This window comes from Megasphaera hexanoica (genome assembly GCF_043520715.1).
GTDB classification, from domain to species: domain Bacteria; phylum Bacillota; class Negativicutes; order Veillonellales; family Megasphaeraceae; genus Megasphaera; species Megasphaera hexanoica.
In genome coordinates this window covers 306,653-319,111 of sequence record NZ_CP171361.1, presented here as the reverse complement: position 1 = coordinate 319,111, position 12,459 = coordinate 306,653, and the positions used below count along the sequence as shown (strand labels likewise).

Here is a 12,459-nt window from a genome sequence, read left to right as displayed (position 1 = left end):
AGGAGGATCATATAATGAAATTAAGAAAACAACTGGCTTCCCTCGCCGTAGTAGGGATGATGAGCGTCGTCGCTGCTTCTTCCGCTTTTGCTGCCGGCGTTGGCTATGTCAATTTTGATACCCTCGTCCAGGCTCATAAAGATTTCCCGAAAGTAAGCGCCCAGATGCAGTCTGCTATCAAAAACGCCAATCAGGAATTTGCCAAAAAAGCTCCGACTCTGAAAACAGATCAGGAAAAACAGGAATTAGGCCGTCAGCTCGCCCAGAACCTGAGCAAGCTGGAAAACAGCCTCATCGTTCCTATTGAAAAAGATGTCGTCAATAAAGTCGAACAGGTCCGCAAGGATAAGAACCTGGACTGCATCGTAGCCCAGGGCGCCATCATTGCCGGTGCTGACAAAGCGACTGACGAAACCCAGGAAGTTGCTAAACTCCTCAAATAATTAGTATACGGGTAAAGGACCATACACGACGGTGGAAACCGTCATGTATGGTCCTTTTTAGCTTGTCACGGATGGTCGATAAAAACGCCTTTTAAGGCGTTTTTATTTTTCTTTTTATATTATATATCATAAAATCACGTTTTGCCCGTTACAGCGACGTTTACGGCGTTTTTCTATATTTAAATCATTTAGTTGTATTTTTTTAATCCATATTTCATCTTTTTGAAATAAATTCTTGTTTTCTCTTGACATATACCCCTTGTAGGTATATTATACTCACAGATACCCGATAGGGGTATATAGGAGGAGAATACGATGGAAGAGAAAAAACAAGAGACAGGATTGACAGACCATCCGGCCAAAACGTGCTGCTGTACCGGTCCCAAGCATAAATACCGTGATAAAACCAGTAAGGAATATAAATGCCTTATTTCACGCCTCAACCGGATTGAAGGCCAGGTACGCGGTGTCCGCAATATGGTAGAAAATGACCGTTACTGCGTCGATATCCTGATGCAGGTCAGCGCTATCCAATCGGCTCTCAATTCATTTAATAAAGAATTGCTGGCCCAGCATATTAAAAGCTGTGTCGTTCACGATATCCGTGAAGGAAAGGATGAGGTCGTCGATGAACTCGTCTGTATGCTGCAAAAATTAATGAAGTAGGTGATATGAGATGAAACATGAGAAATATGCCATTACCGGTATGAGCTGCTCGGCCTGCTCCAGCCGGGTTGAAAAAGCCGTTTCCAAACTGGCAGGCATGAAAAAAGCCAGTGTCAATTTACTGACTAATAGTATGCAGGTCGAATATGATGAAGGAACGCTATCCAGCCAGGATATCATCCAGGCCGTCATAGATGCCGGATACGGGGCAACTCTTACCGGAGGAAATAAAAAAACAGCTGCGGCTCCAGAGCCCAGTCCTTCTGATTTGGCAAAAAAAGATATGGCAGCCATGAAAAAGCGATTGATCGGGTCTATCCTGTTCCTGATTCCCGTCATGTATATCGCCATGCACCATATGCTGCTGGAATGGTTCGGCATCCCCGTTCCGGAATCGTTCCAGGCAATATTCCATGGCGATGAAAACGCCATCACCTTTGCTTTTACCCAATTTCTGCTTATACTGCCCATCATGTATCTCAACAGAAAGTATTATATCAACGGCTTCCGGACCCTGTTCCAGGGCGCACCGAATATGGATACCCTCGTGGGCATGGGTTCTATGGCAGCCGCCGTATATGGTGTCTTTGCCATTTTCCGCATGAGCTGGGGCATGGGCCACGGCGACTGGGCTCTCGTTTCCCAGTACAGCACAAATCTCTATTTTGAATCAGCCGGTATGATCGTTACCCTCATCGATATCGGCAAGTACCTGGAAGCCCGCGCCAAGGGAAAAACCAGTACGGCCATTGAAAAACTGATGGATCTGGCTCCCAAGCAGGCCACGGTGCTCCGCAATGGCAAAGAAGAGATCATTCCCGTAGAACAACTCGCCGTAGGTGATGAAATGGTCATCCGCCCGGGAGAAAGCATCCCTGCAGACGGCATCATTTCTGAAGGATCGACCAGTATCGATGAAGCCGCCATCACCGGCGAAAGTATCCCTGTAGAAAAACAAAAAGGCGATTCCGTCACCTCTGCTACGATTAATAAAACAGGTTTTATTCACGTCAGGGCCAGTCGTGTCGGAGCGGATACGACAATCAGCCAGATTATCAAGCTGGTTGATGAAGCCAGTGCCAGTAAGGCGCCTATTGCCAAAATGGCTGATAAAATTTCCGGGATTTTCGTTCCTGTCGTCATGACCATCGCCGTTATCACAGGGCTGGTCTGGTACTTCCTGCTCGGTGCCACTGCAGAATTTGCCTTTTCTACGGCCATTTCTGTTCTCGTCATTTCCTGCCCCTGCGCACTGGGACTGGCAACACCGGTCGCCATCATGGTAGGTACTGGTAAAGGAGCCGAAAATGGTATCCTCATCAAATCAGGAGAAGCATTGGAAACGGCCCATACCATCGATACAGTCGTCATGGATAAAACCGGTACCATTACGGAAGGCCGCCCCCGCGTAACTGACATCTGGGTCCGCAAGGGAACAGAAGACCAACTGCTTACGCTGGCAGTCAGCCTGGAGCAGGGGAGTGAACATCCCCTGGCAGAAGCTATTATGAATTATGCCCAGGACCATCATGCCGTTCCCGAAGCGGTAACAAACTTTAAAGCCCTTTTCGGGCGCGGTATTGAAGCTATATGGAATGGCCAGACTTACTATGCTGGCAATACCCGTCTCATGGAAGAAAAGGGTATTGCCACAGAAGAAATCCGACAACGGCTGGATGGACTGGCAGACGCTGGGAAGACACCGCTCATCTTTGCCGACAGTACAGAAGTCATCGGCATCATCGCTGCCGCCGATATGGAAAAAGAAAGCAGCGCCCAGGCGATTTCGCTCTTTGGCAAAATGGGAATCGACGTTGTCATGCTGACCGGGGATAATCAGCGCACAGCTGAAGCCATCCGCAAGCGGCTCCATATTCCTCAGGTAATCGCCGGCGTCCTGCCACAAGATAAAGAACGCCATATTGCAGCTCTCCAGGCACAAGGCCATAAGGTCGCTATGATTGGCGATGGTATCAACGATGCTCCGGCACTGGCCAAAGCAGATTTAGGGATTGCCATAGGGGCTGGCACGGATGTAGCGATTGAAAGCGCCGATGCCGTACTCATGCGCAATGATCTCCTCGACGCCGTAAGCGCCGTCCGCCTCAGCAAAGCTGTCATACGCAATATCAAAGAAAATCTGTTCTGGGCATTCTTCTACAATGCCATCTGCATTCCCCTGGCAGCAGGGGTCCTATATCCGGCCTTTGGCATCCGTCTCAATCCGATGATCGGTGCAGCGGCCATGAGTCTTTCCAGCTTCAGTGTCTGCATGAATGCCCTGCGCCTGCGCTTCTTTAAACCAGATCACCAGACTCACCATGTTTCACGTGAAACAAGGCAATCAGAATCCACCCATACCGCTTCGTCAGCCACAACCGATGCACTTACAATACAGCCGTCAACGGCCACTGAAATCATGGAAGAAACCGATCAGACAGTACCTGTTGCAGCGCATCAATATAAACTGACTATCGACGGAATGATGTGCCAGCACTGCGTCCGCACGGTCACCAAAGAACTAGAAGCAATGCCCGGCGTTGCAACGGTTCACGTCGATCTGGACAGCAAAGGTGCCACTGTCACCAGTTCATCTGCCATCCCGGCCGATGACTTTAAAAAAGTCATTACGGCTGCAGGATATACATTACTTTCAGAGAAAGAAGAGGATTCCACTATGAAAACCACATTAAAAATTGAAGGCATGATGTGCCAGCATTGCCAGAAACACGTCCAGGAAGCATTATCCGCTATGAATGGCGTAACCGCCGTATCGGTTGATCTCGATGGCGGCAAAGCCGACGTAGAAGCCACCCGTGACATCTCTACAGAAGAATTTGCCAAAGTCATTGCCGATGCCGGTTATAAACTGGTAACTGCCTGATAGACACCACCGGATTCTGTCGTGTATGGGTGAACTAGTACGGAAATTCCCATAGAAAAGACAAACGGACCTGCCGAAAAAATACCCCAGGTATTTCACGGCAGGTCCGTTGTGTATTACCCTCTAATGCAGGACCGGCAAATCAGAATATGCCCAGCCGGACACAGATTGCGAATTGTATGGCATACAGGGCAAGGATTCCGTATTTAAATTTTGGCCGGTCTTTTTTATAAGTAAAAATATAAATAGCAAAGAAAGCTCCCATCGATCCTCCCAGTACAGCCAGCAGGAGCAGGACCCATTCCGGTATACGGGAAGATCCGCCGTCCTGAAATCGTTTTTCCAATCCAAACAGGGCAAAGGCAAGGATATTCAGTAAAAATAAATACCAGTACACAAAGGTCAGATTAATATTCAGCATATACGAACTCCTTTCTTTCAATCCGCTCATTTCTGTTATTCCTATTGTATCATAAAAAAAGGATGCTGTACCATGTTTCACGTGAAACATGGTACAGCATCCTTTTCATTATAAAATGGGGAAGCAGATTGTAAAGATCGTGCCTTTTCCCTCTTTACTGTGGACGCGTATATATCCACCCTGATTGATGACATATTGCCGCGCCAGAGCCAGGCCAATACCGGAACCTCCACTCTTACGGTTTCGTGATTTCTCTGCCCGATAGAAATACTCAAAAATATGAGGTACGTCCTGATGACTGATACCCGGTCCGGAATCAGCAATACAGATTTCGACGCGCTGGCCGTTTTTTAGCCGCCGCAGCCGCGATTGAATGAAAACAGCCCCTCCGCAAGGTACATAGCGGATAGCATTATTTAAAAGATTATAAATAACCTGATTCATCCGGTCTTTATCCAGTGAAAGGAGCGGTACCTCATCATCTGCAGAAAGGCGGACCTGTAATTGTTTTTCCTCAAAAAGCGGTTCCAGCATACTGGCCGCCTGTTGAAGAAGGTCATTTATTTGCAAAGGATGGCAATGAAGTTGTAATTCATTGATTTCTGCCAGGGACAAATCCCGCAGATCCTGAACGAGCCGGCTTACGCGGAGAACTTCGTCTTCCAGAGACAAAAATGTTTTCTTGTCTGCCGGAATGACATTATCGATCATGCCCTCCAGATTTCCCTGGATAATGGCAAGAGGTGTCCGGAGTTCATGGGCTATACTGGCAAAGAGATGGCGACGCATCGTGTCATTGTATTGTAACTTTTTTGACATAGCATTAAAAGACTGGGCCAGTAATCCCACTTCATCCTGTCGGTCAACGAGCACGGTTTCCCCGAAGGAACCAGCCTCAACATGACGGACGGCTTCTGTCAGATCCTGCAGGGGCTGAATAGACCAGCGGATGACAATCCAGCTGATAAATACACTGAGAAGAGTCATGACGGCACCAACCCATAAAAGAGACCGGTGAACAGAAGAAACATATATTTCTTCTGCCATCCCATGGGAAGTTATGCCCATTTCCATGGAGTGATTATAAAGATAATGAGAGAAGTGCGCATCCATCTGATAATTGACTAAAAACAGAAGGATGCCAATAGTCATAATAAAAAGAAAAAAGATAATGCCTGTCAGCCGGAAGACAAGACTATAATAGTTAGTCATGAGCAGTCCCTCCAAATTTATAGCCAATCCCGTAGACGGTAAGTATGTATTCAGGATGGGCCGCGTCACGCTCCAGTTTTTTCCGCAGATTCCGGATGTGCGTATCAATAGTCCGTTCATACCCTTCAAAACTGTATCCGCCCTGTGCCCGCTCCATGAGCTGCATGCGGCTAAAAACACGACCGGGAGAAGAGGCCATCACTTCCAGCAGATTAAATTCTGTCGGAGTAAGCGAAACAGCCTCTCCGTTGCGGGTGACGGTGAATTTTTCTTTATCAATGACCAAATCCCCCCGTATAAGCTGTGACGACTGCTGTATGACTTCTCCCCGCGCTCTACGAAGCATGGCATGGGCACGGGCCATCAGTTCTTTAACGTTAAACGGTTTGGTCACGTAGTCATCGGCACCAATGTTCAGCCCCACAAGACGATCTGTTTCATCGTCTCTGGCTGTCAGGAAAATAATGGGAATATCATTAGTCTGGCGTACATGCCGGCAGACTTCAAAACCGTCCATATCCGGCATCATCACATCGAGAACCAGGAGCTGAGGCTCATATCGTTTGAGTATATCCAGCGCTTGCCGGCCTGTCTGGGCCGTATATACCAGACATTGATCCTGTTCAAAATAAGAACGGAGCACGGTAAGTAATTTTTCATCATCATCAGCAATGAGAATAGAGTAGGGGAGCACAATACCACCTCCAAAAAATCTATATCCAATATGTATTGTACATCAAAATTCTACGCGGGAGAACTGTTCCATACCAAGTCGTGTCAATCGGTATACAAAAAAGCCTCCCCACACAACGATTGTACGAGGAAGCTTTTAGGAAACATCATTGACTTCTATTTGTTATTGTTCATCTGGTCGTGCATTTGTTCATGGTTCATCTGGCTATGATCCATCTGATTATGATTCATATTGTTTTGATTCATATTATCATGATTCATCTGGCCCTGCTGCATAGTATCCTGATTGGTCATCTGGCCGTGATCCATACTGCCCTGTTGCATGTTCATCGTATTCATAGGCGGCTGATATCCTGCCAGCTGGGGATCGGCCATGCCGAATACCATAGCCAGGTGAGTGAATAAGACAAAGAGTATCATGAGCACAATATGACGTTTGATTTTCATGGTGTTATCCAGCTTTTTATAGATAATTCCCAATTCCTGGAGCAGAATCAATACGGCCGGAATAATGGCCAGTACATAAGACCAGATAGAAATGTAATCAATCGGGCCTCTCCATTCAATCGTGGGGACATAGCAGGCCACGATGTAAACAGATGCACAGATAAAGAAAATACCAAGGACCAATCCACAAACATGACTGAGAGAATCCCACTTGGCACTGCGTCCGTCTTTGTACAACAGAGAAAAAGCGCCGGAAGCGAGAATCGTTTCTGCCAGTACCATCGGTACGAGCATAAATAAAATTAAAAACCAGGGCTGGTGCAGAGACAGCAGCTCCATGTAGTGAGTCATTACCATAGTCATATATTATTCCTCCTTTTGAACATATCCATACTTTACACGATGCATATAGAGAAATCATGTAGAAAGTATGAAGAAACTATGAAGATAAAAAAATTTATTTGTTTCACGTGAAACAAATTTTCTGTATCAACATCTAAATTACCTGCCAGATGCACCTCAGCCATACCGCCCACGAGTAAAACGTTTTAATCCTGATGGCCTGTCTAATGCCTTGAGAATCGCTTTACAAACCCGTCCCATAACGGTAGAATAGGGTTATTATAGGCTGTTTGTACTCATTATCAGTATAAGTATCAGCTGAATATATTATGGAGGTGATACCATGCATTACCATATCCGTCACGCTCTGGAAAACGTGACCGTATACAGTTATTTGAAAGATGAAGGCACATCTCTGGAAAAGGATATCATCGATTGCTCACTGGGAGTCAATCCCTGCGGTGTTACACCGACTCTGACAAAAGAAGCCTATGCCGATACGTTCAATCTGCTTCATTCGTATCCGGCCCATCCTTTTACGGAAACCCGCCGCCATATCTGCCAGTATTTTTCAGATATCGCCGATCTGGACATATCCCAGATATCCATGCAAAGCGGATCTATGAGTGCCTTGTGCCGCATCAACAGTATCTTTCTGGAAGAAGGGACGACTGTTGTAGCACCGATGCCGTGTTTCTCGTCGTATACGTCCAATGCCCGCTCCTGCGGAGCAGCCATCGTATCCGTCCCGCTGAAAGAAGAAGAGAAATTCGCCTTTGACACAGACCGCTATATTGCGGCACTGAAACCAGGTCAGCGGCTGGCTTATATCGACAATCCCAATAATCCGACAGGGCAGGCACTACCGCTGGCTGACATCCGCCGTATTCTCGACGCGGCACGAGAAAAAGAAATTGTCGTCGTCATCGACGAAGCCTACGGCGATTTTCTCGAAAAAGAAGAATCGGCCGTTTCGCTCATCAACGACTATGACAATCTGGTCATCGCCCGTACCTTTTCCAAAGGATTCGGACTGGGTGCACTCCGTGCCGGTTACATAGTCCTGCCTAAGGCAATGGTCCCGGTCCTAGCTAAAGATCCCGGCGAAATGACCATCACGACACCAGCAGACAAACTGATTCCCATTGTGCTTCAAGATCCGGGCTTTTTGAAAATGTCCAGAGAAACCATTGCAAACAATAAAAAAGCCCTCATAGATAGTCTGCACGTCCTGCATGTTTCAAAAACACGCCCCGATGTGCCTATCGGACTGTATTACACAGATGCCGATACGGACTTGGGCGCCATATTCTGGAAACATGGCATCCGCGTCGAATATGGTGTCGATTTTGAAGGAATCGGAAAACGCCACGTCCGTCTGCGCGTCCCCGATGATGTAAAACCGCTGCTTACACGTATTGCCGCTATAGAAAGCGAGCTCCAGGCATAGGGTGGGGGATACCTATGGCCGGGTCCTGTCCAAATTTAAATAAAACTGGGGGAAAAAACATTGGATATCAATAAGACAGGCAAGACAAGTTTGAAAAACATTATTATTTTTGCCGGTGCCTATTGTGCTTTTATGATAGGTTCTGGCTATGCTACAGGACAGGAAGTCCTGCAGTTCTTTGGCGCGTACGGACCGGACGGTTTCATTGGCGCAGCCATCAGTATGCTCATATTTGCATTTTTTGGTGGCGCACTGATGCAAAAGGGCTATGATTTAAAATTAAAATATCACACCCAGGCTTTTCGTTATTATTGTGGAAAATATGTAGGAACCATCTTAGAATGGGTGACTGTCCTGTTCCTGTTTTCAGTCGTCTCTATCATGATTGCCGGAACAGGAGCCATTGCTTCTGAATTCGTAGGCATTCCTGCCGATGCCGGCCGTGTCTTCATGGCCGTTCTCTGCGTCCTTACGGTCATGCTGGGACTGATGAAGCTGGCCGATATCATCGGTGCCATCGGTCCTGTCATCATCGTCTTTACACTGGGCATCGGCCTCATGACGCTCATCAGCTTCCATGGCGGCTGGGCACAGAACTGGGAAGTCCTGTATGACCTGCGTGCCACTAAATCCTGGTGGTTCGCCAAGTACGCCTTCCTGGATTCCGCCTGGTTCAGTGGCGTCCTTTATGCATCCTGCATGGTATTTGGCTCTATCCCGTTCCTGACCGGGCTGGGCGGCAAGGCCAATAACCGCAAAGAAGCATTTCTCGGCGGCTTCATAGGCGGCGTCGCCCTCATGTTGGCCGGCGGCCTCATGACGGCTGCCATGCTCTGCTTCCCGGAACAGGTCGCCAAGCTGCAGGTTCCTAATCTGTTCCTGGCCCAGCAGTTCGCTCCGGCGCTGGCAGCCGTCTTTTCGATTATCCTTCTTATGGGTATTTACAGTACCGGCGCTCCTATGTTCTGGGTCGTCATCAACAAACTGGAACAATGGCTTCCCAATAAAACCGCCAAAATGGCCGTCTCCGTCATTCTGGGCATCGTCGCATTTTTCGGTGCACAGATTGGTTTCGGCAAACTGATTGGCTTCCTGTATCCACTTCTGGGACAGGTCGGCATCATCATGATCATCATCGTCTTCATCAAAGTATATTTCATGAAAGATAAAGAAATCGGCCTGGAACGGGAAGATTCAGATAATTAACCGGCTATATCCATCACATCATAAACGGGTCCCTCCCATGACTATCCTGTTGTCATAGGAGGGACCTGTTTTATATTACCTATGAGTTTCTGCAGGCAGATGCCTTTAAATACGCAAAGCAGGTATAACAAACTCTTTCACCTGAATGAATTGATTTTTTATTCATTTTCCCATACAATGAATCCATATATCAATGCCGGCAGCTACAGGGGGAAACCGTACTGCCCGGCAGGAAAGAGGGGAGTTTTTCATGTCAATTCAGCTCAGTATCGTTATTTTGTACATCCTGCTATTATTTGGTATTTCTTTGTATGTAAAACGCCGGGCCGGACAGAATCCAACAGAATACCTGTTTGCCGGCCGCAAGTTTTCTGCAGGGCTCGTCGCTGTCAGTATCACCGGTATGGCCGTCGGAGCTGCTTCCACGGTAGGTGTCGCCGAAAGTGCCACAAAGATCGGGTTGTCAGCCGGCTGGTATAATGGAGCCTGGTCCATCGGTGCCATCATTATGGGGATCGTCGCTGCCGGCAGATACCGTTCACTGGACTGCACGACCATCCCGGAACTCTTCGAACGGTGTTATGATAAAAAAGCCCGTGTCATCAGTGTCATCGGCCTGTCTCTGATCATGATATGCATTACATCTCTCCAGTATGTCGCCGGCGGATCTATACTGCACGCGCTCATGCCAGATATCTTTTCTCTTCATGGCGGGATGATTACTAGTGCCATCGTCTTCATCGGCATCACTGCCATCGGTGGTCTATGGTCGAGCGGCCTTTCCAATGTGCTCAGTGTCGCTATTATCTATGCCGGCATCGTTTATTCCATGATACGTATCCTATTGCGGGATGGCGGCATATCCGGTATCAATGCCGCACTTCCCCCTTCTGATTTTGACTGGTTCAGTCCTTTTGGCGGACTGTCTCTGGCCGTACTCCTGGGCTGGATCATTGTCATGACTACCCAGGCCATTACTGCCCAGGGGCCGGTCCAGATTGCCTGTGGCGCTAAAAATGCCACAGCGGCCCGTAAAGGATTTATCCTGGGCGGCCTGCTCATTTTTCCTGTCGGATTCCTGTCTGCCATCCTGGGACTGGCTGCCAAAGCCCAGTTTCCGGGTCTGAATCCAACCATGGCTCTGCCACAGATTATCATGAGTCTGGACCCGTTTTCTTCCGGAATGACCCTGGCCGCACTCTGGGCCGCCGATGTATCAACCGCCTGTACAATTCTGCTCGGGGCCGGTACTCTCGTAGCCCAGGATATTTACAAACGTTTTTTCAATCCGTCTATCTCTGAAAAAGGATATGTCCGGGCCAATCGTCTCATCATCCTGATTATCGGGGCTGGAACACTCTGGCTGGCCTTCAATGCCGTCGGCATCGTCAAAATCATGCTTATCGGTTTGTCTCTTACGACGGCCTTTACACTGGTTTTTCTGGCCACTATGTTCTGTCCGTCTCTATGCCGGAAAAATACGGCTTTTGCCACTACTTTGGTAGGTATCATCGGATTATTCCTGTGGCAGCTATGCCCGCAGATACGATTCCTGCCTCACGTCATTTATTTTGAATGGCTAATATGCCTGATCACCTTTTTCCTGGTGTGGCTGATTGATAAAACACCAATCCGGACACCAGAAGTAAAAAAATAATTTATCCTATGCCACCATACAAAAAGGACCTGACACATGAATCTATCCATCTTCATGTGTCAGGTCCCTGCTATATCTTCATCTTATTTCAAAGCATCGTCTCCCGATTTTGGCAAATCTGGCATGTCGGTATTAAACCATTTTTTATACAATTTCTGGAATTCACCTTTTTCTTTCAATTTTGCCATGGCATCGTTGACCTGTTTCATCAATCCGGTATCCTTTTTATTGAAGGCAAAGGCCAGGTATTCCGATTTTGTATTCGGAATTTCGATGACTTTGTATTTGCCCTTTCCGTCCTGAGTGAGGAAATAATCGGCGACGGGTTTATCGAGGATAGCCGCCGGCGATCCGCCTACCTGAAGTTCCATGATAACATCGGAATTATTGTCAAACTGTTTGACCGTATATCCCTGATTTTCTGCATACTGGGCACCAGTCGTGCCAATCTGGACGGCAACCTGTTTACCTGCAATGGCGTCTGCTGAATCAATGCCGCTTTCATTAGGCGTCAGGATGACTAATTTAGATTCATAGAAGGGAGCAGAGAAATTGACTTTCTGGGCCCGTTCTTTTGTCACGGTCATACCGGCGGCAGCAATATCCATATCTCCCTGCTGCAGGATGGGGATAATACCGGAAAAAGCAATATTATTGATTTCTACGTCTCTGCCCATTTCTTTGGCAACAGCCCGGAGCAGATCCATTTCAAAGCCCTGATATTCCTTGGATTCATCGTTTTCTTTGAACTCAAAGGGAACAAAGGTAGCATTCGTCGCAACGCGGAGCGGTTTCTTCGCATCTTCTTTCTTTTCGCTGCCACATCCTGCCAGTACCGATACGGCCAGGATGCCTGCCAGACAAGCTGTCATCATCGTTTTCCATTTCATGATATATCCCTCCACATATGAATAAAAATTTGTGTTGATTTTGATATTATACACATTATTACGGCGATTGTAAATGGTTTATACAAAATATTTGCATAAAAAAGAGTTATCGCAAACTAACCCGGTCTCTGAGCATGCCTATTGTCAG

11 protein-coding genes are annotated in these 12,459 nt (G+C 47.4%); 6 read left to right on the top strand and 5 right to left on the bottom strand.

Going from position 1 to position 12,459, the window contains the following annotated elements; translation table 11 throughout:
* Positions 1-14 precede the first annotated feature (14 nt).
* From ACGTIC_RS01455 to ACGTIC_RS01445, 3 genes are all read left to right on the top strand, one after another.
* Positions 15-443 carry an OmpH family outer membrane protein gene (locus ACGTIC_RS01455; protein WP_059076251.1) on the top strand — a complete coding sequence of 143 codons (429 nt, stop codon included), beginning with the start codon at positions 15-17 and terminating at the stop codon, positions 441-443.
* Between the two features lie 315 nt (positions 444-758).
* Positions 759-1,109, top strand: coding sequence for a metal-sensing transcriptional repressor (locus ACGTIC_RS01450; RefSeq protein ID WP_059076250.1), 351 nt, complete (start codon positions 759-761; stop codon positions 1,107-1,109).
* Between the two features lie 10 nt (positions 1,110-1,119).
* Positions 1,120-3,993, top strand: a complete 2,874-nt coding sequence (locus ACGTIC_RS01445; protein WP_113855169.1) for a heavy metal translocating P-type ATPase — start codon at positions 1,120-1,122, stop codon at positions 3,991-3,993.
* A 142-nt stretch (positions 3,994-4,135) separates the two neighbouring features.
* Here ACGTIC_RS01445 and ACGTIC_RS01440 read toward each other — a convergent pair whose 3' ends face one another.
* The 4 genes from ACGTIC_RS01440 to ACGTIC_RS01425 form a co-directional block, all read right to left on the bottom strand.
* Positions 4,136-4,414 (bottom strand): DUF1294 domain-containing protein, encoded by a 279-nt coding sequence (locus tag ACGTIC_RS01440; RefSeq protein WP_162816191.1) that lies wholly within the window; start codon positions 4,412-4,414, stop codon positions 4,136-4,138.
* 108 nt (positions 4,415-4,522) lie between these two features.
* Complete coding sequence (locus ACGTIC_RS01435; protein WP_113855167.1) at positions 4,523-5,626, bottom strand: cell wall metabolism sensor histidine kinase WalK; 1,104 nt, start codon at positions 5,624-5,626, stop codon at positions 4,523-4,525.
* Positions 5,619-6,320 carry a response regulator transcription factor gene (locus tag ACGTIC_RS01430; protein WP_059076246.1) on the bottom strand — a complete coding sequence of 234 codons (702 nt, stop codon included), beginning with the start codon at positions 6,318-6,320 and terminating at the stop codon, positions 5,619-5,621. Before ACGTIC_RS01430 ends, ACGTIC_RS01435 begins: the two co-directional genes overlap by 8 nt.
* 155 nt (positions 6,321-6,475) lie before the next feature.
* Positions 6,476-7,129: a DUF6803 family protein gene (locus ACGTIC_RS01425; protein ID WP_234995370.1), complete on the bottom strand. Its 654-nt coding sequence runs from the start codon at positions 7,127-7,129 to the stop codon at positions 6,476-6,478.
* A gap of 322 nt (positions 7,130-7,451) precedes the next feature.
* Here ACGTIC_RS01425 and ACGTIC_RS01420 point away from each other — a divergent pair, with 322 nt between their 5' ends.
* The 3 genes from ACGTIC_RS01420 to ACGTIC_RS01410 all read left to right on the top strand — a co-directional run bounded on the left by ACGTIC_RS01420 (position 7,452) and on the right by ACGTIC_RS01410 (position 11,421).
* Positions 7,452-8,558 (top strand): histidinol-phosphate transaminase, encoded by a 1,107-nt coding sequence (locus ACGTIC_RS01420; RefSeq protein WP_113855166.1) that lies wholly within the window; start codon positions 7,452-7,454, stop codon positions 8,556-8,558.
* A gap of 60 nt (positions 8,559-8,618) precedes the next feature.
* A complete protein-coding gene (locus tag ACGTIC_RS01415) occupies positions 8,619-9,764 on the top strand; it encodes a hypothetical protein (RefSeq protein ID WP_394522743.1) in 1,146 nt (381 codons plus the stop codon).
* A 250-nt stretch (positions 9,765-10,014) separates the two neighbouring features.
* The gene (locus ACGTIC_RS01410) at positions 10,015-11,421 is read left to right on the top strand and encodes a sodium:solute symporter family protein (RefSeq protein ID WP_113855165.1); all 1,407 of its coding nucleotides are present in this window, start codon (positions 10,015-10,017) and stop codon (positions 11,419-11,421) included.
* An 83-nt stretch (positions 11,422-11,504) separates the two neighbouring features.
* Here the strand turns inward: ACGTIC_RS01410 and ACGTIC_RS01405 are convergent, their stop codons facing one another.
* Positions 11,505-12,311: a basic amino acid ABC transporter substrate-binding protein gene (locus tag ACGTIC_RS01405; protein WP_113855164.1), complete on the bottom strand. Its 807-nt coding sequence runs from the start codon at positions 12,309-12,311 to the stop codon at positions 11,505-11,507.
* Positions 12,312-12,459: the final 148 nt, after the last annotated feature.

Coding starts and splice junctions, on each gene's coding strand:
- ACGTIC_RS01425 (WP_234995370.1), bottom strand. CDS start 7,129: ATGACTATGGTAATGACTCACTACATGGAGCTGCTGTCTCTGCACCAG.
- ACGTIC_RS01410 (WP_113855165.1), top strand. CDS start 10,015: ATGTCAATTCAGCTCAGTATCGTTATTTTGTACATCCTGCTATTATTT.
- ACGTIC_RS01450 (WP_059076250.1), top strand. CDS start 759: ATGGAAGAGAAAAAACAAGAGACAGGATTGACAGACCATCCGGCCAAA.
- ACGTIC_RS01420 (WP_113855166.1), top strand. CDS start 7,452: ATGCATTACCATATCCGTCACGCTCTGGAAAACGTGACCGTATACAGT.
- ACGTIC_RS01440 (WP_162816191.1), bottom strand. CDS start 4,414: ATGCTGAATATTAATCTGACCTTTGTGTACTGGTATTTATTTTTACTG.
- ACGTIC_RS01445 (WP_113855169.1), top strand. CDS start 1,120: ATGAAACATGAGAAATATGCCATTACCGGTATGAGCTGCTCGGCCTGC.
- ACGTIC_RS01455 (WP_059076251.1), top strand. CDS start 15: ATGAAATTAAGAAAACAACTGGCTTCCCTCGCCGTAGTAGGGATGATG.
- ACGTIC_RS01435 (WP_113855167.1), bottom strand. CDS start 5,626: ATGACTAACTATTATAGTCTTGTCTTCCGGCTGACAGGCATTATCTTT.
- ACGTIC_RS01405 (WP_113855164.1), bottom strand. CDS start 12,311: ATGAAATGGAAAACGATGATGACAGCTTGTCTGGCAGGCATCCTGGCC.